Below are 22,811 nucleotides of genomic sequence, written 5' to 3' on the forward strand. Positions count from 1 at the left end.
TTGTTAACTTCATTCTAGTAAGCGTCTGGTAAGCAAGTAGTAAGCAAAATCAATATATATTAATCAACAAAAAGAGTGAATAATAAAATTTTAGAATTATATAAGCATATGATAGTATTGATTTTATATCTGTTACTTGTTGATTTTTAATTACCATGTAAACGGACTCATAATCCGTTGGTCGACAGTTTAAGTCTGTCTGGACGCACCAAATTCTTAAAAAACCCTTCCATAAAATGGAAGGGTTTTTTATGCACAAAAATTTAAGGTTTTATTATGGGCTTTGAGGTCTGATGCTAGACAAGCATGATTAAAGATTATCAATTGCTCGAAATGCCTTTATAATAACGCTTATCTTGCTAAGAGCATGGTCTACTTAGCGTCTACTTTTTAAGTCAATTTCTCTCATTAATTCGGCTTATTTTTACTTGTAATCTTATATGTCTATGTGGGCATGTAGGAGATTTAGGTGCATGCATGGAAATTAAGGTTAATTATCTCGATAACCTTCGACAAGAAGCTAAATTTGATGACTTTAGTGTCATTGCAGATCAACCCATTCGCTATAAAGGTGATGGTTCGGCACCGGGACCATTTGATTATTTTTTAGCATCTTCTGCCTTGTGTGCAGCGTATTTTGTCAAAGTGTATTGTGCAGCGCGTGACATTCCAACCGATAATATTCGTTTGTCACAAAACAATATTGTTGACCCTGAAAACCGTTATAAACAAATCTTTAAGATTCAAGTGGAATTGCCAGCGGATATTTCAGAAAAAGATCGCCAAGGTATTTTGCGTTCTATTGACCGTTGTACAGTTAAAAAAGTGATTCAGACTGGTCCTGAATTTGTGATTGAAGAAGTCGAAAGCATTGATGCTGATGCCCAAGCACTTCTTATGCCAAGCCTAACTTCAGAACAATCTACCTATATTTTAGGTAAAGACAAACCGCTTGAAGAAACCATTGCCAAAATGTCTGGAATTTTGGCAGGTTTAGGCATGAAAATTGAAATTGCATCATGGCGTAATATTGTACCCAATGTATGGTCATTACACATTCGCGATGCACAATCTCCAATGTGTTTTACTAACGGTAAAGGCTCTACCAAAGAAAGTGCTTTGGCTTCGGCATTGGGTGAGTTTATTGAGCGCCTGAATTGCAACTTCTTCTATAATGATCAATTTTGGGGTCAAGACATCGCCAATGCCGAATTTGTGCATTATCCAGATGAAAAATGGTTTCAGCCGGGTGTAGATGGTGCATTACCTGTTGAAATCTTAGATGATTACACCCGTGACATTTATAACCCTGACGATGAATTGTTGGGTACACATTTATATGACACCAACTCAGGCAATACCGCACGTGGCATTTGTTCATTGCCATTTGTGCGCCAATCCGATGGTGAAACAGTCTATTTCCCATCCAATTTGATTGAAAACTTGTATTTATCCAATGGTATGAGTGCAGGCAATACATTGGCTGAAGCACAAGTGCAGTGTTTGTCCGAGATTTTCGAGCGTGCTGTTAAGCGTGAAATTTTAGAGGGCGAAATTGCACTGCCTGATGTACCGCAAGACGTGTTAAATCAATATCCAAACATCGTGGCAGGTATTCAAGGCCTAGAAGAGCAAGGTTTCCCTGTGTTGGTCAAAGATGCTTCATTAGGTGGTCAATTCCCTGTGATGTGTGTGACCTTAATGAACCCACGCACAGGCGGTGTATTTGCCTCATTTGGTGCGCATCCTAGTTTTGAGGTGGCACTAGAGCGCAGTTTAACTGAATTATTACAAGGGCGTAGTTTTGAAGGTCTGAATGATCTGCCACAACCGACCTTTAGCTCTAATGCAGTGACTGAACCCAATAACTATGTAGAACACTTCATTGATTCAAGTGGTGTGGTGTCATGGCGCTTCTTTAGTGCCAAAGCTGACTATGACTTTGAGGCATGGGATTTTACCCAAGACGGTCAGGCGAGTAATGCTGATCAAGCACAAGCGTTGTTTAATATTTTGCAAGATATGGACAAAGAAGTGTATATGGCGGTGTATGAACACTTAGGTGCAACAGCATGCCGAATCTTGGTGCCGGGTTATTCAGAAATTTACTTGGTTGAAGATTTGGTGTGGGACAATACCAACAAAGCTTTGTTATTCCGTGAAGATATCTTAAATTTACATCGTTTAGATCACCAACAATTGGAAGCATTGATTGAGCGTTTAGAAGAGCTTGAGGTTGATGATTACACCGAAATCAAAACTTTAATTGGGATTGAATTTGATGACAATACCGTGTGGGGTCAACTCACATTGTTGGAACTCAAACTTCAAGTCTATTTGGCTTTAGAGCAATTTGAAGAAGCCAAAGATTTGGTCGAGGCATTCTTGCAATACAACACCAACACTGTTGAGCGTGGTTTATTTTACCAATGCTTAAATGTGGTGCTAGAAGTAGAGCTTGATGATGATATGGCACTTGACGATTATGCCTATAACTTCCGTCGTATGTTTGGTGACGAACGCATGGATGCCGCTTTAGGTTGCCTAGATGGCAGCGCACGCTTCTATGGTTTAACCGAAACCAATATGCAATTGGAAGGATTAGATCGCCATTTGCGTTTAATTGACAGCTACAAAAAATTGCATGCGGCGCGTGCAAAATTTGTCGCACAGCATTAATCAAACACAATCAGCCTATGTTTCATAGGCTGATGGATGTTGACACGATGAAAGATTTTAAAGCTTTAACTTATATTGTAGATGAGCACTTAGCCGATACTTTAACCTGGCTGAGTCATCATCAAGATTGTTTTGAACGACTCAGCTATGACTGTGTTCGCCGAGAGCTAACCGTTGAACATGCCAATGGCATGGACATCATTCGTCAAGGTGATTATTTAAATGCGCAATATGGCATTTTAATTACCGCGCATAATTTTGCTTAAATATTTAGACTGCCATCGCATCAAGCGCCAATTGTTGGACGGGTGTTTTGCTAGGTTCTTGTTGAAGTCCAAGTTTGCTAAATAATACTTGATCTTGACCATGCCCTGAATTGGGTGTGGTCAGTAATTTATCGCCTGAGAAAATCGAGTTTGCACCTGCCATAAACGCCAATGCTTGTTCTGAGTCGCTGAGATTTTCACGTCCGGCTGATAACCGGATATAACTTTTAGGCATAATTAAGCGTGCTACGGCAATCGTACGAATCCATTCTAAAATGTCTAATTTCTCTGTATCGCCTAAAGGTGTGCCTTGAATTGGTACTAATAAGTTAATAGGTACAGATTCTGGATGCATGGCTAAAGTTGACAATTCATGCAATAAACCAATGCGGTCTTGAATATCTTCACCTAGGCCGACAATACCACCACTACAAACTTTCATACCTGCATCACGCACGTTTTGTAACGTGTCCAAACGTTGATCAAAAGTACGTGTGGTGATCATGTTTGGATAATATTCACGAGATGTGTCTAAGTTATGATTGTAATAATCTAAACCTGCATTGGCTAAACGCTCAGCTTGTGAGCTATTTAGCATGCCTAAGGTCATGCAGGTTTCTAAACCTAAAGCTTTGACGCCCTCAATCAATTCTAAGACATAGGGCATATCGCGCTCGTGTGGGTTACGCCATGCCGCTCCCATACAAAAACGTGTTGCACCTGATCTTTTGGCAGCCTTTGCATGTTCAAGTGCAGTGTTGACCGCCATTTTTTTTTCAGCAGCGAGCTGAGTGTCATAATGTGCAGATTGAGCGCAGTATTTACAGTCTTCAGGACATTTCCCTGTTTTAATGGAGAGTAATGTACTGACTTGAATATGATTGGCAGTAAAATGGCTGCGATGTATATTTTGTGCTTGAAGTAATAAGTCTAAAAGAGGTTGTTGGTAAAGTTGTTTGATTTCTGCGCGCGTCCAATCATGGCGTAATGACATTTTTTATTCCTTTAAACGTATGACTTTTTTTAGCATAACGTAGAAAAAATGCGCGTAAAGGCAAAAAATACCAATTTTCTGAGCCAATTGAAGCGTAATTGTATAAAAATAAAAAATTTAATTTAATTGCAAAGTTAACTGGTTTAATGAAGTTTTAGTAACAAAATTTCCTTTTGAAAGTTTGGAAAAAAACATGAAAAGATATCTATGCTAAAAATTTTGTTGCGAACGTGAAGTGATACTACTGTTTGGGAATATACAGTACGCTTTAACACGTTCGCCGCGAAGTTTAACTTTGTTTATGGTGTTGCTCTTGTAATGCCCAATCAATATGCACTTGCACAACCTCATCATGTAGCTCACGCTGAGCATTTAATTGTGTAATGATCTCAAGGCTAAAGGGTGCATTACCTAAGCCAATTGCCACATTGCGCATAAAGCTTTGATAGCCTGTACGGCGTAGTGGGCTACCTTCGGTATAGGCTAAAAAAGTAGGTTCATCCCATTGCCATAGTTCTAATAAGCTCAAACGATCTAAACCATGCCGCGGTTGGAAGTCTTCAATTGGGGTGACTTTAGCAAAACTATTCCATGGGCAAATCAGCTGACAATCGTCACAGCCAAAAATACGATTGCCAATTGGGCGGCGCAAATCTTCTGGAATAATACCTTTATACTCAATAGTTAAGTAGGCAATGCATTTGCGTGCATCGAGCATATACGGTTCAACAATCGCTTGAGTCGGACAAATATCTAAACAGGCTGTGCATGAACCACAGTGCTTGGTGGTCGGCTCATCAAAGGGTAAATCTAAAGCGCTAAATAATTCACCGAGTACAAAAAAAGAGCCTGATTTTTTGTGAATTAAAAGGGTGTGTTTACCTGTCCATCCCATTCCAGCATTTTCAGCTAAGGATTTTTCAAAGATCGGGGCCGAGTCGGCAAAAGGGCGTGATTCAAATTCGCCCACACGTGCTTTAATCCGTTGCGATAAGGTTTTTAAACGACCGCGCATGACTTTATGATAATCACGTCCACGGGCATAGCGCGCGATAATGCCATGATTGGGTGCATCGGGCACATGACGCGGTTTAGGTGTTTCCACCAAATAATCCATACGTACACAAATAATGCATTTGGTACCCGGTACCAATAAAGTGGGATCAGCACGTTTTTCTAAATTTTCGCCCAAAAAATCCATATCGGCATGATAACCGCGTTTTAAATATTCTTCTAAACGTGCCATTTCAGCTTGAGCATCGGGTCGGGCAATGACACAATCAGCAAAACCAAGAGCAAGTGCCTCTGCTTTAATCCATGCTTTAAGTGCGACACGATCATCAGAATAAGTGGTAATAACAGGAGAAGAGGCAGCAGTCATAAAGATAAAACAAGGAAAAACAATGCAGCAAGTTTATCATAGCCGCGATATTCAAGCATGGGAGCAGCGCTGGTTTGCCAAGGGAAATTCATCTTACGGTTTGATGCAGCAAGTGGCATGGGCCATTGCACAACAGTTAAAAGTGTTGTTTGCTCAACATAATATTCAAAGCATCGCCGTGTGTTGTGGGCAAGGTAACAATGCTGGCGATGGTTATTTGATTGCAAAATATTTACAGCAAGCAGGTTTTGATGTTTGTATTTATGCCAATGACTTAGGCGCATCACACGATCTACATACAGCGTATCAATCTGCAAAAGACAGGGGCGTGACGATTGAGCAAGGCTTTGATTTTAAACGGACTTATGATGCTTATATAGATGCTTTGTTTGGAATTGGCTTAAATCGTGAGTTAACTGAAGATTGGCAACAGATCATTCAGCATATCAATCAACAATCAGGTTTAAAAGTTGCTATTGATGTGCCGAGTGGCTTAAATGCCAATACTGGACAGCCACTGCCTTGTGCGGTGGTGGCAGATCATAGCTTTACTGTATTGGGTTTAAAAATAGGCTTATTTACTGCTAAAGGCAAAGCCTATTGTGGTCAGATTCACCTCATCGATTTAATTCCAACAGATCCAGATTTAACAGCCATAGCACAATTGTCACCCACCCATATTAACTTACCCAAACGTCAAGCCTTTGGACATAAAGGCAGTTATGGGCATGTGTTGGTGATTGGTGGGCATGCCGAGATGGGTGGGGCGGTGATTATGGCCGCAGAAGCAGCTTTTTATGCCGGTGCAGGTAAAGTCACCTTGGTGTGTGATGCCAAACATCATGGTGCGATTTTAGCGCGTAGCCCCAATATTATGTTGCGCGATATTGATCAATTGTCCCAATCTGAGCGTGAAGCATTAATCAATCAAGTCGATGCGATTTGCTTTGGCATGGGTTTAGGTCGTGATGCATGGGCTGAACAGCAATTTGGGCAGTGGTTTGATGCGATGAATCAAGCTGATAAAATTGTTGTACTGGATGCCGATACATTATGGTTTTTAGCCAAAACTCCAAAACCATTAAGTCAACACACCTATTTAACTCCGCATCCGGGGGAGGCTGCAACCTTATTACATTGCTCGGTCAATGAAATCGAGGCCGATCGTGTGGCAGCTATTTATGCGCTCCAACACCGTTATGGCGGTGTTTGGGTATTAAAAGGCGCAGGCAGTTTAATTTTAGAACAACAATTATGGATCTGTTGTGCTGGTAATCCCGGTATGGGAACAGGGGGGATGGGCGATATTTTGGCCGGTATGCTCGCCAGTTTAAAAGCTCAATTTCAACAGCGCATTGCCCTACATCAAGTGGTCACATTACACGCTAAAGCTGGTGATGTATTGGCATGCAATGGCGAGCGCGGTTTACAAGCACAGCATATGAATCAAGCGATTTATCAAGTAGTCAATGGAGAATAACAATGCAACAAGGATTTCATCTTACCTTAACGGGTCAAGTACAAGGCGTGGGCTATCGCGCTTGGTTTGCAAGGCTTGCAACAGCCAAAGGGATAAGTGGTTATGTTAAAAATTTAAGCACAGGCCAAGTTGAAGCTGTGATTGTAGGCGATTTTTTTGTATTGCAGGGTCTCCTTGATCAAAGCCTAATTGGCCCTCCTCAGGCTCAGGTCACGCATTTAGACTATTACAGTTGTAAAATTTTAAATTATAGTGACTTTAAGATTCAGGCTTAACGACGCCGGCTTGTGGTACGACTTCGACCACGCGCCATGCCGCCTAAGGCGTTTAATACTGCCATTTTGCTCATACTGCCTGAAGCATGGGCATGACAAATCGCCGCGGCAAGTGCATCGGCAGCATCTTGTTGCGGTTTAATCTCAAGCTTTAAAATTCGCATCACCATCATTTGCACTTGTTCTTTATCAGCGGCACCATAGCCCACCACCGATTGTTTAATTTGTCGCGCCGTGTACTCGGCCACAGACAAATCAAGGTTGGTTAAAGCGGCAATTGCAGCTCCACGCGCTTGACCGAGTTTTAAAGCAGAATCAGGGTTTTGTGCCATAAAAACTTGTTCCACTGCCGCTTCGGTTGGCCCATGGAAACGTACAATGCGGTCAATCCCTGCAAAAATACGTTTCAGACGTTCAGGCATTTCTGTGGTTTCAGTGCGAATGGTACCGGCATCAACAAAACTTAGATGTTGCCCATCTTTTTTAATAATGCCATACCCTGTTAAACGTGAACCGGGGTCAATCCCAATAATTAAGCTCATAGCCCTGATAATGTATCGCTGTAGTGTGGGGCATTATAGGCAAAAAAAATCGATAAAGTTGTGCAGTGCATTCAAGCAGTTAAAAAATATCCAACATTGCCTCACAAAAATAAGTCGTCATCTTGGCTTGTAAACGTTAAAATCTCCCCCATAAATAGTAGAGGTAAGCTCATTATTAGGGGCTTGCCACCGACATATTGTATTGAGATTAGATTAATTTTCATGAAAATAGCGCTTATTGTTTTAGCTGGCCTTATTCTAGAAGTCTTCGTGTGGATCGGCGTGGGTGACCTCGTGGGTAGCATGTGGTACGTATTCTTTTGGTTTATTGCCGCATTCTTTATTGGTATGGGCATGGTGCGTAAATACGCAGCCGGTGTTATGCCACAAATGCAACAAATGCAAATGGGCATGGCCATGGGCGATCCAGCATTAGGCGCAAATTTACCTAAAATTATTGCAGGTTTTTTCTTGCTCATTCCAGGTTTAATGACCGATGTATTGGCGGTGTTAATTTTAATTCCTGCGGTACAAAATGCCTTTAAAGCTGCAGCGATGAAAGCTGTCATGAAACGTCAACATAGCATGATGGAAAAAATGATGGGTGGCATGGGCGCTGATATGGGCGGGGCAGCAGGCCAAAATCCTTTTGCAGACTTAATGCGTCAAATGCAAGATATGCAAGGTCAAGGTGGTCGTGACTCAACCATTATTGATGGTGAAGCGCGTGAAGTAACTCCCGATGCCAAACGTTTAGATTTAAAAGACGTAAATCGAAAATAAAGCCAAGCTTTTTGCCAAAACCGAGCCCATGTGCTCGGTTTTTTGTTGTGGTTAGCCGTATAATTTACGTTTATTTGCGCTGATTGATTTGTTATGTCTTTATTACTGACCATTGGCCTGTTGCATTTTGTGGCTCAGTTGAGTCCAGGTCCTGATGTTCTGCTAATTGCCAAAAGTGCAGCATCTACCACGCGTGCGAACACTTTAAACATTATTGCCGGTATTTCTGTTGGTATTGTGGTGTGGGTGGTGCTAACCTTAGCTGGTTTTACTATGTTGATGCAGCAGTGGCCATGGATTCAACAAGTCCTCATGGTGTTTGGTGGCTTCTTTTTAGCCAAAATGGGTTGGGCGATGCTCAAAGGCGGCTTAGCCAGTTTTCAACAAGAGGCCAATTTAGAGGCTGGTGTGCAAGCACCTCAAGCTAAAAACTATTTTTTATTGGGTTTATTCACCAATTTATCCAACCCGAAGACCTTAATTTATTTTAGCAGTGTTTTTTCTTTGGCTTTGTCATCATCAGCAGATGCCAGTTTAAAAACCCAATTGGCATTTTTAATTCCATTACAAACATTTTTAACCTTTGTGTTATTTATGCTGATTATGTCGATGCCTAAAATCAAAGCTTTGTACCAACGTTCGGGCAGTTATATTGACATCATTTCAGGCGGCTTATTTTTAATGTTTGCACTGTGGTTATGGTGGGATGCCCTGCAATTACTTTAGGGCATCAACGGATGGAAGTGTAGGTCTTTTTTCTTGTTGTTCGTTAGTTAAGCGTTGTTCTTTATAACGGTTTGGATTTAAGGTAGTGATTGAGTTTTCTGAGCTTTGGTAACGACGGCTACGATTAGCACGCTCACGTAAGCCACCTTTTTTAATTAATTGCACCATAACGGCTCCTGATAAAAAATAAATACAAAGTGTCACAAAGATGACGCACAACTCATGCCACAATGCCAAATATAGAATAAACATAGGAGTATACCTATGCTAGGTGAGCAATATCGCTGTGCCTGCTGTAATCAGGCAGTTGAAGCCGATACCCACACCTGTCCTGAGTGTGGTTCACATCAGATTAAAAGCCCATTTGGATTTTGGGTGTTTTGTATTGTAACCTGTTTTGCTTTGGTCATTGCATTGCAACTGACACATAGTTATTTAAAGCATGAACAACAGGTATTGCCAGAACAACAACGCTTATTTGAAATAAAGCCAAGCCAGCAGCAACCGTTGCCATAAAAAAAGCCCGCAATTGCGGGCTTGATTTTTTTGCTGTTACAGACCCGCAGCTGCGCGTAATGCTTCAGCTTTGTCGGTTTTTTCCCATGTAAATGCAGTATCTGAACCTTCACGGCCAAAGTGACCATAAGAAGCAGTTTGTTGATACATTGGCTGCAACAAGTCTAACATACGGGTAATGCCATATGGACGTAAATCAAAGTGTTCACGTACCAATGCAATAATTAACTCATCCGACACTTTTGCAGTGTTAAACGTGTTAATTGAAATTGAAGTTGGCTCTGCCACACCAATGGCATAAGACACTTGAATTTCACATTTTTCAGCAAGACCTGCGGCCACAATGTTTTTGGCGACATAACGACCTGCATATGCAGCAGAGCGGTCCACTTTTGATGGATCTTTACCCGAGAATGCACCACCACCGTGACGTGCCATACCACCGTAGGTATCTACAATAATTTTACGACCCGTTAAACCACAGTCACCAACAGGACCACCAATCACAAACATACCGGTTGGGTTAATGTGGAATTTGGTTGCTGCATGGAGCATTTCAGCAGGAATGACTTTTTTCACGATTTCTTCGATCACAGCTTCTTTGAGTTGTGCTTGTGAAATTGAAGGATCATGTTGTGTAGACAATACCACCGCATCTAAACGTACCGGTTTGCCATTTTCATAAGCAAAAGTCACTTGGCTTTTTGCATCGGGGCGTAACCAAGACAATTTACCTTGTTTACGTAGTTCTGCTTGCTTTTCCATTAAGCGATGCGCATATGAAATTGGCGCAGGCATTAATACATCTGTTTCACGGCTTGCATAGCCAAACATTAAACCTTGGTCGCCGGCACCTTGATCTTCAGGTTTTTGACGATCCACGCCTTGTGCGATCTCTGGCGATTGTTTGCCCAGCATATTAATCACAGCACAGGTTGAACCATCAAAGCCTAAATCAGAATGGTGGTAACCAATACCATTAACGGTATTACGGACAATCGCTTCAAAATCAACATTGGCCGTGGTTGTGATTTCACCGGCAAGTACAACAGCACCCGTTTTTACCAGTGTTTCACAAGCAACACGTGCGTATGGATCTTGTTTTAAAATAGCATCCAAAATAGCGTCACTGATTTGATCAGCCATTTTATCTGGATGGCCTTCGCTTACAGATTCCGAGGTAAATACAGCGTACTCGCGCATAGTCCTATCACAGTTAAATTAAAAGACGCGATATGTTACATCGAGTTAGACTTTTGGACCAGTTCTAGAATGTGAAAATGGCGCAATTTATTGCAATTCCACCTGTTTTTATCTGATTTATTTATTTAAAAAACTGATAAAGAAAATCAAATATGCAAAAAATGTGAATTATGTGTGAAGCGATGTGTATTGTGACTCAAAGTGCCAAAACATTTAAATTAAGAATATCGCGCTTTATTTAAATGCCGACTCACTTTAAAAGCCTGACTTAAAAAACAACTTAACCGCACCAAGTTTGAGCCTAAAATGAAAAAACTTAGCTATTGTTTAATAAAAACGCAGTTTAAGCACCTCATCTTGTGTTGATCGTGTAATAAATCTTGAAATGTCGGCATCGAGGCTTTACCCCTCGGCTTTTTTTTAAGACAATATACGGTAGTTTTGAATTTTGATTCATGTTCTTTTTAACCAATAATTTGGACTCTGACCTATGACGACCCCACTGAATGAACGTCGTGTTGCCAACGCAATTCGTGTACTAGCAATGGATGCTGTGCAAAAAGCAAACTCAGGCCATCCAGGTGCGCCAATGGGGATGGCAGATATTGCTGATGTGGTATGGCGCGATTTTATGAGCCATAACCCGACTAACCCAAATTGGGCGAACCGTGACCGTTTTGTATTATCAAATGGTCATGGCTCAATGTTGCAATACGCACTTCTTCATTTAACGGGTTATGATCTTTCAATCGAAGATTTAAAAGCTTTCCGTCAATTGCATTCTAAAACTCCGGGTCACCCAGAACTAGGCTATGCACCGGGTATCGAAACAACAACAGGTCCATTGGGTCAAGGTATTGCCAATGCTGTTGGTTTTGCACTGGCTGAAAAAACCTTAGCCGCGCAGTTCAATAAAGAAGACATCTCAGTTGTTGATCACTTTACTTACTGCTTCTTAGGCGATGGTTGTTTAATGGAAGGTGTTTCTCATGAAGCATGTTCATTAGCAGGTACTTTAGGTTTGGGTAAGTTAATTGCTTACTACGATGACAACGGTATTTCTATTGACGGTGAAGTAGAAGGTTGGTTCTCTGACGATACAGAACAACGCTTCTTAGCTTACGGCTGGCAAGTGATTAAAGTTGATGGTCACGATGCAGACGCGTTACGTGCTGCAACTTTACAAGCCAAAGCTGAAACTCAAAAACCAACCATCATCATGTGTAAAACGATTATTGGTTTAGGTTCACCAAACAAACAAGGTAAAGAAGATTGCCATGGTGCACCTTTGGGTAATGACGAAATTGCGTTAACACGTGAAGCGTTAGGTTGGACTGAAGGTCCATTCGAAATTCCTGCTGATGTTTATGCAGCATGGGATGCAAAAGAAAAAGGTGCATCTGCTGAAGCAGCTTGGAATGACGTATTTGCGCAATACGCTGCAAAATATCCAACAGAAGCAGCTGATCTTAAACGTCGTATGTCTGGTGAATTACCTGAAGATTTCGTTGCAAAAGCGGATGCTTATATTGCTGAAGTGAATGCAAAAGCTGAAACGATTGCAACACGTAAAGCAAGCCAAAATGCAATCCAAGCATTTGCACCAATGTTGTCTGAAATCCTTGGTGGTTCTGCGGATTTAGCAGGTTCTAACCTCACACTTTGGAAAGGCGCGCAAGGCGTTCAAGACAATGCTGCGGGTAACTACGTACACTATGGCGTACGTGAGTTTGGTATGACTGCAATTGCAAACGGTGTAGCGCTTCACGGTGGTTTCATCCCGTACGTTGCAACATTCTTAATGTTTATGGAATACGCACGTAATGCAGTACGTATGTCTGCACTCATGAAGCAACGTGTAATTCATGTTTACACACACGATTCAATCGGTTTGGGTGAAGATGGTCCGACACATCAGCCAATCGAACAAATCGCGTCTTTACGTGGTACACCGAACTTAAATACATGGCGCCCATGTGACACTGTTGAAGCAGCAATTTCTTGGAAATCTGCTTTAACGCGTAGCGAGGGTCCAACTGCGTTGATCTTCTCTCGTCAAAACTTAGCATTCCAAACGCGTACAGAAGCACAAATTGCGGATGTAGCAAAAGGTGGTTATGTATTGGCTGAAGAAAAAGGCGAATTAAAAGCCATCATCATTGCTACAGGTTCAGAAGTTGCATTGGCAATGGACGCGTATGCTCAATTAGAAGGCGTTCGTGTTGTTTCTATGCCATGTGCTGAAGAGTTTGTGAAGCAAGATGCAGCTTACCGTGAAGCAGTTCTTCCATCAAATATTCGTGCACGTGTTGCTGTTGAAGCGGCTCATGTGGATTACTGGTGGAAGTTTGTAGGTTTAGACGGTCGCGTAATCGGTATGACCACTTACGGTGAATCTGCACCTGCAAAAGACTTATTCCAACACTTTGGTATTACCACTGAAGCTGTGGTTGCTGCGGTAAAAGAAATTACTGCTTAATTTTTAAATCAATAGTTTTAAAAGACGCTCCAGTTATGGGGCGTCTTTTATTTTTTAAATATTTATTTCACATAGTTGGAATAAAATTCAACGATGTCGTGTTATAGAGAGATAAAACATGAGTTTATATGAACAGATCAGCGATGAAATTACCTTAATGGATGCTGGTGAGCAAAAGTGGATTGGTGAAGATCTACCACTTGAAGCGATGGTGGCAGTAGAATTGCTGCTAGATAGTATGGCAGAAGAAAAGCAAATTAAAGTGCGTCGTAAGAACCGTGAAAAAACCTCAGGCTTGAAGCAAATTGACCGTATCTTGGTGGAAAAGCTCTAATTCTCTCAGGCAGTTAAAAATTCCTCATTTATGAGGTTTTTTTATGCTCAAAAAAGTTTGTGGTTTTAAATTTAACTATGACTTTGCTTATGTATAAATTTGCTTTCATTTGAGGCATTGAACTTTTATTTTTACATTACCATGATTGATATAAAAAAATGATCACAGATTGACGATCAAGCATGGTGAGCACTTTGGCAGGCTGATTAAAATTTTTATCAGGTGAGTTTACTGCCACACTTAAGCAAAGCACATGGCAGCGCCCTGATTACATCATATGTATGAATTTGGAATATGTTTGGATGATCAAGTGATTGAACATGCGAGTTGTTGGAGTTTAAAACCTGATGCCTATGTGCACGATGTATATATAGCAGCTAATTTTTGTGGGCAAGGGCTTGCCAAAAAACCATATTTACCCAATATCGAATGCCCTAATATAGTAAATTACAGAGTGCTGACAAAATTATCGTTCTAAAGCTGCAACAAACTGTTCTATCTTTTTTGCTGTAAGTTTTTGAGATTAATATACATTAATAGCTATAGATATTAAGGAATAAAAGCATGACATTTAAAGCATTGGCACTCGGTTTGGCGGTTGCATCTGTTGCAACATTAAGTATGGCAAAGCCTATGACCTATACCATTGACCCAACCCATACAGCGACTGTGTTTACGTGGGATCATTTTGGTTTTTCAACGCCATCAGGTAATTTTACCGACATTCAAGGTAAGATTACGGTAGATAATGACAAACCAGAGAAATCATCAGTTCATGTAACGATTCCATTGTCGAGCATTAACACCAACGTTAAAGTGCTTGATGAGCACTTGTTAAAAGCAGATTTCTTTGATGCTGAGAAATATCCAAGTATTACTTTTAAAAGTACTAAAGTGGAAACTCGCGACAAGAAAAACTATAAAATTACAGGTGACTTAACCATTAAAGGTATTACCAAGCCTGTGGTGCTAGATGCAGTATTAAATAAACAAGGACAGCACCCAATGGCCAAAGTCCCTGCAATCGGCTTTAATGCAACCACGTCATTTGACCGTTCTGCTTTTGGTGTAGGTGCTTATGTCCCGAATGTAGGCGATAAAATCACCGTGAACATTACCACTGAAGCAACAGTACCTGCACAAAAATAAGTGTATGGTGTGGTGGTTAAAAAGCACCTTTGGGTGCTTTTTTAGATTTAATATTCAGGCAATTTTTAATTTAATTGCTTGAGAAAATCAATTAATACCTGTGGGGCCGCAGCTTCAAGTGGAGGCAGTAAGCGCTCAAAACTGCCACGCAAGCTGCTAATCTCAATATTTGCTTGACGTAGCGCTAGGCTATGACCAATTAACCATTTTTCTATGCTGTCTGTGGCAATCTCTATATGAAATGGTAAAGCCAATATATTTTGTCCGTACATAAAAGCAGGCGATGCTGTGAGTGTAGTATTTGCCAATTGGTGTGCGCCTTGCGGTAATTCAAACGCATCACTTTGCCAATCCAACACGTCTAAAGCAGCCAATGGTGCCAATAATGAGCCAGCTTCATGATTAAGCTGTAATCTTGACCAACTGAGGTGTTGTTGTGCTTGGGCTTTAAACGTTGCATCTAAGGCATAAGCAATCAGGGCTGCCCCTAAACCAATGCCTAGTGTAGGTAGGTTTGCAGCAATGCGGGCTTTTAAAAGTTGAATTTCTTGGTCTAAAAAAGGATAGTCCAGCCGATCATGTACACTCAGTGGTCCGCCTAAAATGATGGTTAAGCCTTTATGTTGCAAAGCACGACTTAAATCTTCAACCCCTGCTTCTACATAACGTACCCTTAAACCTACGCTATATAGTGCATCTTCCCATACGCCTAAATCTTCAAAAGCCACATGTTGAATGGCATATACAGTATCTGGAAAATCAGCAGCAAACATCAGGCATCCTATGGGGTTAAATCAAAAAACTCACTATAAAATAAAAATGCCCAAGAACAAGCAATAAATCGTTTAGAGCCCTCAAAAAACAAAGCTGCTTGTGTAACTTAAAGCGCAACGGGCTTTGTTACGCACAGACATACGTATTTAGATGGATTTTTGTTACACTGCCTAGCTATTACCTTTGACGCTGACATTATGAAAAAAAAGATTGTGTTAGATGGTTTGCGATCGGTTGCGCGTATGGGCGAAACAGCAGTGATTGCAGCCAAAGCCGGAATTAAGTATGCCAAAGATCGCCCAAGCAACGCCAAGTTGATGCGTGAAACCTTTGAAGATTTAGGTTCGACTTATATTAAGCTCGGTCAATTTATTGCCAGTACACCATCGCTTTTTCCGCGTGAATATGTTGAAGAATTTCAAGGCTGTTTAGATCAAACCCCAACATTGGCCTTTGATTATATTTTGAAGGTGTTAGAAGAGGAGTTTGCTGGACGTCGTTTAGATGAGATTTTTGCCTCTATTGACGAGCAGCCTTTGGCATCTGCGTCTATTGCACAGGTGCATGCAGCACGTTTGGTGAGTGGCGAAAATGTTGTCATTAAAGTGCAAAAACCAGGTGTGGATACCATTTTAAACACTGATTTAAATGTTTTGCATTTGGTCACTAAATTGCTTGAAAAAGCAGTACCGAAAGTGAAATTTGCGTCACTTGCCGACATCGTTGAAGAAATTAAAGTACGTATGGTGCGCGAAGTTGACTTTATTGAAGAAGCGCAAAACTTAGATGATTTTGTACAATATTTAAATCTAACTCAAAACCAAAAAGCCACTGCACCTAAGGTTTATCATCAATATTCTACCCGCCGTGTACTGACCATGGAACGTTTTTATGGTGTACCGCTAACAGATTTTGAAGTGGTCAAACGTGTTAGTCATGATCCATCTCAAGTGCTCATTACGGCAATGAATACTTGGTTTGGCAGCCTAATGTTATGTAAGAGTTTCCATGCTGATTTACACGCTGGCAATTTAATGTTGCTTGAAGATGGGCGTGTGGGTTTTATTGATTTTGGGATTGTCGGACAGCTTAATCCTGAAGTGTGGACGGCATCTATGGCGTTTATGGACGCGTTACAACAGACCAATTATCCGTTAATGGCACAAAACATGCTCAAAATGGGCATGACCGCAGATAAAGTCGATGTAAATGTCTTGGCACAAGATTTAGAGCGCCTGTTTGGTGGCGTCATGTTGGCGGATCCACAGCAAGTTTTAAATACCAATCCTGCTGATTTAAATGACATTATGTTAGATATGGTGGCGGTAGGTGAGCGTCATGGCATTCGCTTCCCACGCGACTTTGCATTGCTGTTTAAACAAATGTTGTATTTTGACCGCTTTATGCGCGTTTTAGCACCCTATACCGACATTTATGCCGATCAGCGTTTACAGATGGTACAAACCCTTGATCCAAATGTGTTGCTTAAACAATAATAAGCATAAAAAGACCTCAACATGAGGTCTTTTTTTATATGAGATTTTGCGAAAGCTACGCGAAGTTTGGTTTTCACGTTACACTAGCCCACAATCAGCACACAAGAGATACGAGTGGTTATGGATGCAATTGTCATTGAGGGCTTAAAAGTTGAAACGGTGGTGGGCTGTTTTAATTGGGAGCGGCAGATCAAACAACCGTTGCTGCTTGATTTAGAGATTCAGACCTGTTTGGCACAAGCGGGGGAGTCGGATGACTTGGTGGATACCCTCAATTATGCTGAAATTTGTGAGATTGCCAATCGGGTGATTGTTGAGGCTGCGCCAAAATTGATTGAACATGCAGCAAAATTGGTGGTGGATGCGCTTTTTACTACCTATTTAACGATTGAATCGATTAAAATCACCATCCGTAAGCCTGCCATTATTGCGCAAGCCCATTCAGTAGGAATTCGTCTTGAACGCCACCGACACGATATTCGCCCTTGCACTGGCGAGTAATCATCAGCCTGAACAACATTTTTTTGAAGCCTATCGCCAATTGCATGCTTTAGGTGAGCTGCAATGTTCTGCCATTTATTTAATGCCATGCCGTGATGGGGTCGGGGCAGATTATTATAATGCTGCCTGCTTACTCACCAGTAATCTTGCAGTTGAGCAACTGCTTGAGCAGTTAAAAGCCATGGAGCATGCTTCAGGTCGGGTGCGTCCCTCGCATCAAATTAGTTTAGATGTAGATTTAATCGCATGGGGGAGTTGTTTAAGTGCGATGCAATTTAATCCTAAAAAATTACCTTTGGCTTTAGATGTCAAAATCCCGATGTATGACGTGTGGTCTGATCCGGCATTTTGTCATGCAGCACATGCTTATACTCAAGTACACCTTGAGCAGTGCGCCGTATAAAAAAGCCCGCAACTGCGGGCTTTAAATTTTAAATATAATAGCTGGTGCTGGTCATGAGTTTAGATATTGCGGTCATGCTCATACGCACGGGCAGCGGCAATTCAACGCCACCTGCGGCAAGGGCGGTATCGCGATGTTGCAACTCATCTGTGTTCATTTGCTGTAAAATTTGATATGAACGTTGATCTTGGCTTGGCAACTGATCAAGATGTTGTTGTAAATGTAAGCTGACTTGACGTTCTGTTTCAGCCACAAAACCTAAACTGTAACGGTCACCGGCTAAACCAGCCAAAGCCCCCATGCCAAATGATAGGCTATACCACACCGGATTGAGTAAGCTGGTATGGCTATCGAGCTCTTTTAAACGATCTTCACACCATGCCAAATGATCTTGTTCTTCTGCTGCGGCATGTTGCATCTCTAAACGCACGCTAGGTAGTTTAGCAGTGAGCGCTTGACCATGGTATAAGGCTTGTGCACATACCTCACCACTGTGATTTACACGCATTAAACCGGCCACATGACGTGCTTCACTCACAGCAAGGGGCGCATCCATCTGTTGTGCCGGATTGCTGCGCTGTGCTGTGGTGGCGCCAGGCACTAAACTGCGTAAGGCTTGATCAAAAGAATGAATAAGTTTGTCCACGCCGCTATAATGACGCATAGATTAATTCTCCAAATTGGTCTGTGTTTGGGGCATCAATTGTTTTAAGCGTTTTAATAACCAAATACTAAAAAGCCCGCTCAATACAGCAGTGATACAAAATAAAATATGTATCTCAATGTTTAAGACACTTAAAATAATAATCGAAAACACGGCCGAGGACACCATAAACACGGCATTTAATATATTGTTGGCAGCCACCACCCGTGCCCGATGTGAACGCGGTGAATAGGCCTGCATCATGGCATATAAAGGCACAATGTAAAAACCACCACTAATGCCGAGTAAACTAACACTGAGCATGACATGGTAATAACTGGCACCATTGTTAAACAGATCAGCAATGCCTAAACGCTCACCGGTCATTGGCGGAATAAACGTTAAACTGACGGCTAAATAAAATGCAAACACAGTTAAACCGAGCATACCAACAGGCACCATCTTGATATTGACTTCGCTGCCGCCAATTTTACGGCACAGTAAGGAACCTAAACCAATCCCCACGGAAAATAGAGTCAACAGCAAACTCACCACATTTTCTGAGCCATGCAAGTTTTCTTGAGTGAGCTGTGGAATTTGCGTTAAATAGGTCGCACCATAAAACCAATACCACGAGTTACCCAGCAAAATGGTAAAAATGAGAGGTAAATTTTTGGCATAGCGAAGCGTTTGAATACTGGTGCGAAAAAAATTCCAATCAATGTTTAAATCAGGCGCAGGAATATTCTGTTTTAAAATAAAACGACTTGACAAATAGCCTAAGCTAGCAAGACACAGTACTGCGCCGGACACCCACATTAAATTACCATCAGAGAGCGCAATCAGACTACCACCTAAGATCATGCCCACCAAAATTGCAATTGAGGTGCCCGATTGAAATAAGGCATTACCAGACATCAATTCATTGGGTTTTAATACTTCGGGTAAAATGGCGTATTTGATCGGGCCAAAAAAGGTCGATTGTGTGCCCATTAAAAATAAAGCCAGCAGTAACAACCATAAGTTACCCAATAAAAAGCCGGCTGTACCCAGTAACATAATTACAATTTCAGCGCCTTTTAAATAACGTACCAACTGGGCACGTTCATATTTGTCGGCAATTTGTCCGGCGGTGGCCGAAAAAATAAAATAAGGCAAAATAAACAGCAAGGCTGCTAAGTTATTTAAGGTACTGATTTGCGCGCTATGCTGACTAATCAATCCGTAAGTAATCACCAATAACAAGGCTTGTTTATAAACATTGTCGTTTAACGCACCCAAAAATTGGGTTAAAAACATCGGCAAAAAGCGCCGATCACGCAGTAAAGAGGGACGATTTGACATGGCGTAAGGCACAATCCTGTGTATTGAGTGAAGAAATGTGAGTGTATGATTTATCTAGATGTAAAATCATGTATGATATTTTTTTCTCAAATCAATGAAAAATCCATAAAATACGTTGTGATGTATGACGTATTGGTGATTTTTCCATAATCAATAATGAAACTTTGAGTGGTCTATGCGTGCCAGAATTCAATTAAAGCGGTCAACCTTAAGCGTAAGTTTACCTGTATTGTCATCATATAGCCTATGTTGTAGTTTACTGATATTACCCTATAGTACTTACGCAGCTGACACCTTAAGCAATGCCACGCCCCAACTCAAGTCGCAAAATGTAGCGCCTCAGCATACGGCTGCCGCTGATCTTATTATAGCTACCCAAAGTGCTGATCCAGTTCAAGCCCCAAACACTGATCAGCCCCTTGCTCAGATGTCTGCGTTAAATTTTGATGATTTAGAGGCGCTTGCACCTATGCCTGTTGATCAAGACTTGATGAATGAGATTTATCAAGTTGCAGAACAGGCTAAACAAGATGCACAGGCTTATCGGATTGGTCAAACAAAAACAACAGATGTGCCTTTAAGCACGCAGCATGTGATTGAGATTGAGCAAGCAGATGTACAAGTAGATGCTTTAATACAAAGTATTCAAGCCGATCGTGACGTTGTGGTTGAGGCGAATCGTACGGGTGCCTCGATTGGTGATACCAGCGCAGCCAACACACGCGCCCAAGAAGATAAACCGGGCTTATTTAAACGTCTTATCAACCGAGTCAGACCTCGTAATGTCAATGCAGTCAGTCAAGTCCCACGCATTAGTGCCGAAGTTAAACTGAAGCAGTATGCCAAGCCTGAAGGATTGAGTGAACAAGATTATGATCAAGCCTTAGAGCAACTGACCAAGAATATTGAAGCTAAGCTGTCGAGTTTTACCAAAGAGTCATTTGCAGATTTTAATTCGGCTTTGCCACAATTGCGTACTTTAACCAATCAAGCAGCACAAGCAGTGGGTTTTTACGAGGCAGAATTTCGTTTTAGTCAGCTCAGTCCCACTAAGGTGGGGGTAGAGGTCACACCTAAACGTCCAGTCTTGGTCAACAGTCAAAATATTGAATTTAGTGGGGCTGGTGTTAATCAAGCACAATTACGTGTGATTGGAGTATTACCTGAACTGACTGAAGGTGATATTTTTCATCATGGTGAATATGAAGCGACTAAAGCGCGTATTGTGACGGCTGCAAGCAACAATGGTTATTTTGATGCTTATTGGCGCTTACACGATGTTAAAGTCACACAGCCTCAACAAACAGCTGATATCAATTTGCGTTATGAAACCGGCGATCGTTATCAGCTGGCTCAGCCGGTTTTTCGTATGAGCGATCCCAGCCAAGAATTCCCTTTAGATATAGATATCTTAAACAGTATGGTGGTATGGGAAGATGGAGATGACTATACGTTTTGGCGGGTAAACTCATTGGCCAATGCCTTAACCAATTCACGTTATTTTAACTATACTTTAGTGGATGCTGTGATCCCAGATCCTGTTGAAAATCAGTTAGAGTTACCGCCTGATTTACAAGCTTTAGTGGATGCCGAACAAGCCACTCAAGCGCAATTTCAAGCCAAAGTTAAACCAATTACCAATGCACCCACTGAAGTGACGCAAAATGTGGTGGATGAAAACCAATTTGCCGGCACCACTGATGGTATTGATCAAGACAATTTAGCCCGTTTGCAAACCCAGCAAATGACTCAACAACAAGAAAAAGAGCGTTTACGTATACAAGCCAAACAAGACAAAAAAATTCCGGTTTTGGTGACCTTAAATGCCGATCAATTGAATACTGTAGAAGCCGGTTTAGGCTATGGAACCGATACGGGTGTACGTTTTCGTGGTCAGTACCGCCGTGCGATTGTCAATAAGCGTGGTCATTCTTTTGATGCCAACTTAGAGTTGTCTGAAATTCGTCAATCAATTGATGGGCGTTATAGTATTCCATATAAACATCCGTTAGATGACTATATTAGTTTGGTCGGTGGCTATGAACGCGAACAGCGTAACGATGTGGCCACCAAGGGCAGTTTAGTGATTGAGTCTGCGGTGTTGGGTGCCGATCGTATTATTAAAAACCCACGCGGCAGTTGGCAGCATACTTTTGGAACACGTTATCGTTTAGACCGTCTGACTGAAAAAGGCATTGTGGGACAAGATACCAGTGAAGATACCTATGCTCAGTTTTTATCAAGTCCTGAGCAAGAATCGTTGCTGTTTGGTTATGAAGCCTCGCAAACTTTAGCCAATCGTCGTGTTAACCCAAGTAAAGGCTTTAAACAGACTTATAAAGCAGAAATTGGCAGTGAAAATCTACTCACCGACACCAATATTGCCATTTTAAATGCTACATGGAATGGCTTATATTCATGGGGCATCAACGAAAATCATCAAATGGTAGGGCGTGCCCAAGCCGGTTATATCGTGGTAGATGACTTTAAAGACATTCCTTATAACTTACGCTACTTTACCGGGGGCGACCAAACCATTCGTGGTTTTGATTATAAGAGTTTATCGCCAATTTCTGACGGCTATAAAATTGGTGGACAAGCCTTAGGGATTGCGTCATTAGAATATAATTATCAAGTTAAACCGGGTTGGCGTGCAGCTATCTTTAGTGATGTGGGTAATGCCTATGACAAAGATTTTACTAACCCAACCGAATATGGCGTTGGGGTTGGGGTACGTTGGGCATCTCCAATTGGTCCAATTCGTATTGATGTTGCGTCTGGTATTTCAGATGATGGTCATCCAATTCGCGTTCATTTCTTTATTGGCTCTGCACTATAGGCTT

General features: G+C 41.5%; 22 protein-coding genes. 14 read left to right on the forward strand and 8 right to left on the reverse strand.

Annotated elements, in window-relative coordinates; genetic code table 11:
- Positions 1–477: 477 nt before the first annotated feature.
- Positions 478–2,679, forward strand: coding sequence for an OsmC domain/YcaO domain-containing protein (locus tag Q0017_RS08825; RefSeq protein WP_298145526.1), 2,202 nt, complete (start codon positions 478–480; stop codon positions 2,677–2,679).
- A gap of 47 nt (positions 2,680–2,726) precedes the next feature.
- Complete coding sequence (locus tag Q0017_RS08830; RefSeq protein ID WP_298145529.1) at positions 2,727–2,945, forward strand: hypothetical protein; 219 nt, start codon at positions 2,727–2,729, stop codon at positions 2,943–2,945.
- A 4-nt stretch (positions 2,946–2,949) separates the two neighbouring features.
- Here the strand turns inward: Q0017_RS08830 and bioB are convergent, their stop codons facing one another.
- Both bioB and queG read right to left on the reverse strand, forming a co-directional pair.
- On the reverse strand, positions 2,950–3,939 hold the full coding sequence (gene bioB, locus Q0017_RS08835; protein WP_298145532.1) for a biotin synthase BioB: 990 nt from the start codon (positions 3,937–3,939) through the stop codon (positions 2,950–2,952).
- Between the two features lie 289 nt (positions 3,940–4,228).
- Positions 4,229–5,320 (reverse strand): tRNA epoxyqueuosine(34) reductase QueG, encoded by a 1,092-nt coding sequence (gene queG / locus Q0017_RS08840; RefSeq protein WP_298145535.1) that lies wholly within the window; start codon positions 5,318–5,320, stop codon positions 4,229–4,231.
- A gap of 22 nt (positions 5,321–5,342) precedes the next feature.
- On the opposite strand from queG, the gene Q0017_RS08845 reads away from it, so the two are divergent.
- A complete protein-coding gene (locus Q0017_RS08845; RefSeq protein ID WP_298145538.1) occupies positions 5,343–6,800 on the forward strand; it encodes an NAD(P)H-hydrate dehydratase in 1,458 nt (485 codons plus the stop codon).
- Positions 6,801–6,802: 2 nt separating this feature from the next.
- Positions 6,803–7,075 carry an acylphosphatase gene (locus Q0017_RS08850; protein WP_298145540.1) on the forward strand — a complete coding sequence of 91 codons (273 nt, stop codon included), beginning with the start codon at positions 6,803–6,805 and terminating at the stop codon, positions 7,073–7,075.
- On the opposite strand, the gene ruvC is transcribed toward Q0017_RS08850, so the two are convergent.
- Complete coding sequence (gene ruvC, locus Q0017_RS08855) at positions 7,072–7,617, reverse strand: crossover junction endodeoxyribonuclease RuvC (RefSeq protein WP_298145543.1); 546 nt, start codon at positions 7,615–7,617, stop codon at positions 7,072–7,074. The genes Q0017_RS08850 and ruvC overlap by 4 nt on opposite strands.
- 222 nt (positions 7,618–7,839) lie before the next feature.
- On the opposite strand from ruvC, the gene Q0017_RS08860 reads away from it, so the two are divergent.
- A complete protein-coding gene (locus Q0017_RS08860) occupies positions 7,840–8,400 on the forward strand; it encodes an FxsA family protein (protein ID WP_298145545.1) in 561 nt (186 codons plus the stop codon).
- Positions 8,401–8,493: 93 nt separating this feature from the next.
- A complete protein-coding gene (locus Q0017_RS08865) occupies positions 8,494–9,126 on the forward strand; it encodes a LysE family transporter (protein ID WP_298145548.1) in 633 nt (210 codons plus the stop codon).
- Here Q0017_RS08865 and Q0017_RS08870 read toward each other — a convergent pair.
- The gene (locus Q0017_RS08870) at positions 9,118–9,294 is read right to left on the reverse strand and encodes a hypothetical protein (protein ID WP_298145551.1); all 177 of its coding nucleotides are present in this window, start codon (positions 9,292–9,294) and stop codon (positions 9,118–9,120) included. The two genes, Q0017_RS08865 and Q0017_RS08870, sit on opposite strands and share 9 nt — an antisense overlap.
- A 96-nt stretch (positions 9,295–9,390) precedes the next feature.
- Here Q0017_RS08870 and Q0017_RS08875 point away from each other — a divergent pair, with 96 nt between their 5' ends.
- A complete protein-coding gene (locus tag Q0017_RS08875; RefSeq protein WP_298145554.1) occupies positions 9,391–9,642 on the forward strand; it encodes a hypothetical protein in 252 nt (83 codons plus the stop codon).
- Positions 9,643–9,678: 36 nt separating this feature from the next.
- Here Q0017_RS08875 and metK read toward each other — a convergent pair whose 3' ends face one another.
- Positions 9,679–10,845 carry a methionine adenosyltransferase gene (gene metK / locus Q0017_RS08880; RefSeq protein ID WP_298145556.1) on the reverse strand — a complete coding sequence of 389 codons (1,167 nt, stop codon included), beginning with the start codon at positions 10,843–10,845 and terminating at the stop codon, positions 9,679–9,681.
- Between the two features lie 490 nt (positions 10,846–11,335).
- Between metK and tkt the strand changes: the two genes are divergently transcribed.
- From tkt to Q0017_RS08895, 3 genes are all read left to right on the forward strand, one after another.
- A complete protein-coding gene (gene tkt / locus Q0017_RS08885) occupies positions 11,336–13,324 on the forward strand; it encodes a transketolase (RefSeq protein ID WP_298145558.1) in 1,989 nt (662 codons plus the stop codon).
- Positions 13,325–13,442: 118 nt separating this feature from the next.
- Complete coding sequence (locus Q0017_RS08890) at positions 13,443–13,658, forward strand: hypothetical protein (protein ID WP_298145561.1); 216 nt, start codon at positions 13,443–13,445, stop codon at positions 13,656–13,658.
- 564 nt (positions 13,659–14,222) lie between these two features.
- Positions 14,223–14,807, forward strand: coding sequence for a YceI family protein (locus tag Q0017_RS08895; RefSeq protein ID WP_298145563.1), 585 nt, complete (start codon positions 14,223–14,225; stop codon positions 14,805–14,807).
- A 65-nt stretch (positions 14,808–14,872) separates the two neighbouring features.
- Here the strand turns inward: Q0017_RS08895 and Q0017_RS08900 are convergent, their stop codons facing one another.
- Positions 14,873–15,580 carry a glutamine amidotransferase gene (locus Q0017_RS08900; protein WP_298145566.1) on the reverse strand — a complete coding sequence of 236 codons (708 nt, stop codon included), beginning with the start codon at positions 15,578–15,580 and terminating at the stop codon, positions 14,873–14,875.
- Between the two features lie 198 nt (positions 15,581–15,778).
- On the opposite strand from Q0017_RS08900, the gene Q0017_RS08905 reads away from it, so the two are divergent.
- From Q0017_RS08905 to Q0017_RS08915, 3 genes are all read left to right on the forward strand, one after another.
- Positions 15,779–17,077 (forward strand): AarF/UbiB family protein, encoded by a 1,299-nt coding sequence (locus Q0017_RS08905; RefSeq protein WP_298145569.1) that lies wholly within the window; start codon positions 15,779–15,781, stop codon positions 17,075–17,077.
- Between the two features lie 120 nt (positions 17,078–17,197).
- The gene (gene folB / locus Q0017_RS08910; RefSeq protein ID WP_298145572.1) at positions 17,198–17,578 is read left to right on the forward strand and encodes a dihydroneopterin aldolase; all 381 of its coding nucleotides are present in this window, start codon (positions 17,198–17,200) and stop codon (positions 17,576–17,578) included.
- A complete protein-coding gene (locus Q0017_RS08915; protein ID WP_298145575.1) occupies positions 17,535–17,981 on the forward strand; it encodes a 2-amino-4-hydroxy-6-hydroxymethyldihydropteridine diphosphokinase in 447 nt (148 codons plus the stop codon). Before folB ends, Q0017_RS08915 begins: the two co-directional genes overlap by 44 nt.
- 28 nt (positions 17,982–18,009) lie before the next feature.
- On the opposite strand, the gene coq7 is transcribed toward Q0017_RS08915, so the two are convergent.
- Both coq7 and Q0017_RS08925 read right to left on the reverse strand, forming a co-directional pair.
- On the reverse strand, positions 18,010–18,645 hold the full coding sequence (coq7, locus tag Q0017_RS08920) for a 2-polyprenyl-3-methyl-6-methoxy-1,4-benzoquinone monooxygenase (RefSeq protein ID WP_298145578.1): 636 nt from the start codon (positions 18,643–18,645) through the stop codon (positions 18,010–18,012).
- A 3-nt stretch (positions 18,646–18,648) separates the two neighbouring features.
- The gene (locus Q0017_RS08925) at positions 18,649–19,968 is read right to left on the reverse strand and encodes an MFS transporter (RefSeq protein WP_298145580.1); all 1,320 of its coding nucleotides are present in this window, start codon (positions 19,966–19,968) and stop codon (positions 18,649–18,651) included.
- A gap of 175 nt (positions 19,969–20,143) precedes the next feature.
- Here Q0017_RS08925 and Q0017_RS08930 point away from each other — a divergent pair, with 175 nt between their 5' ends.
- Positions 20,144–22,807, forward strand: coding sequence for an autotransporter assembly complex family protein (locus tag Q0017_RS08930; protein WP_298145583.1), 2,664 nt, complete (start codon positions 20,144–20,146; stop codon positions 22,805–22,807).
- The last annotated feature ends 4 nt before the right edge of the window (positions 22,808–22,811 follow it).

It is taken from the genome of uncultured Acinetobacter sp., from assembly GCF_947624825.1.
GTDB lineage: Bacteria > Pseudomonadota > Gammaproteobacteria > Pseudomonadales > Moraxellaceae > Acinetobacter.

Excerpts from the sequence above, each read along its gene's own strand:
- Q0017_RS08825 (WP_298145526.1), top strand. The coding sequence starts at position 478 with ATGGAAATTAAGGTTAATTATCTCGATAACCTTCGACAAGAAGCTAAA.
- Q0017_RS08830 (WP_298145529.1), top strand. The coding sequence starts at position 2,727 with ATGAAAGATTTTAAAGCTTTAACTTATATTGTAGATGAGCACTTAGCC.
- bioB (WP_298145532.1), bottom strand. The coding sequence starts at position 3,939 with ATGTCATTACGCCATGATTGGACGCGCGCAGAAATCAAACAACTTTAC.
- queG (WP_298145535.1), bottom strand. The coding sequence starts at position 5,320 with ATGACTGCTGCCTCTTCTCCTGTTATTACCACTTATTCTGATGATCGT.
- Q0017_RS08845 (WP_298145538.1), top strand. The coding sequence starts at position 5,343 with ATGCAGCAAGTTTATCATAGCCGCGATATTCAAGCATGGGAGCAGCGC.
- Q0017_RS08850 (WP_298145540.1), top strand. The coding sequence starts at position 6,803 with ATGCAACAAGGATTTCATCTTACCTTAACGGGTCAAGTACAAGGCGTG.
- ruvC (WP_298145543.1), bottom strand. The coding sequence starts at position 7,617 with ATGAGCTTAATTATTGGGATTGACCCCGGTTCACGTTTAACAGGGTAT.
- Q0017_RS08860 (WP_298145545.1), top strand. The coding sequence starts at position 7,840 with ATGAAAATAGCGCTTATTGTTTTAGCTGGCCTTATTCTAGAAGTCTTC.
- Q0017_RS08865 (WP_298145548.1), top strand. The coding sequence starts at position 8,494 with ATGTCTTTATTACTGACCATTGGCCTGTTGCATTTTGTGGCTCAGTTG.
- Q0017_RS08870 (WP_298145551.1), bottom strand. The coding sequence starts at position 9,294 with ATGGTGCAATTAATTAAAAAAGGTGGCTTACGTGAGCGTGCTAATCGT.
- Q0017_RS08875 (WP_298145554.1), top strand. The coding sequence starts at position 9,391 with ATGCTAGGTGAGCAATATCGCTGTGCCTGCTGTAATCAGGCAGTTGAA.
- metK (WP_298145556.1), bottom strand. The coding sequence starts at position 10,845 with ATGCGCGAGTACGCTGTATTTACCTCGGAATCTGTAAGCGAAGGCCAT.
- tkt (WP_298145558.1), top strand. The coding sequence starts at position 11,336 with ATGACGACCCCACTGAATGAACGTCGTGTTGCCAACGCAATTCGTGTA.
- Q0017_RS08890 (WP_298145561.1), top strand. The coding sequence starts at position 13,443 with ATGAGTTTATATGAACAGATCAGCGATGAAATTACCTTAATGGATGCT.
- Q0017_RS08895 (WP_298145563.1), top strand. The coding sequence starts at position 14,223 with ATGACATTTAAAGCATTGGCACTCGGTTTGGCGGTTGCATCTGTTGCA.
- Q0017_RS08900 (WP_298145566.1), bottom strand. The coding sequence starts at position 15,580 with ATGTTTGCTGCTGATTTTCCAGATACTGTATATGCCATTCAACATGTG.
- Q0017_RS08905 (WP_298145569.1), top strand. The coding sequence starts at position 15,779 with ATGAAAAAAAAGATTGTGTTAGATGGTTTGCGATCGGTTGCGCGTATG.
- folB (WP_298145572.1), top strand. The coding sequence starts at position 17,198 with ATGGATGCAATTGTCATTGAGGGCTTAAAAGTTGAAACGGTGGTGGGC.
- coq7 (WP_298145578.1), bottom strand. The coding sequence starts at position 18,645 with ATGCGTCATTATAGCGGCGTGGACAAACTTATTCATTCTTTTGATCAA.
- Q0017_RS08925 (WP_298145580.1), bottom strand. The coding sequence starts at position 19,968 with ATGTCAAATCGTCCCTCTTTACTGCGTGATCGGCGCTTTTTGCCGATG.
- Q0017_RS08930 (WP_298145583.1), top strand. The coding sequence starts at position 20,144 with ATGCGTGCCAGAATTCAATTAAAGCGGTCAACCTTAAGCGTAAGTTTA.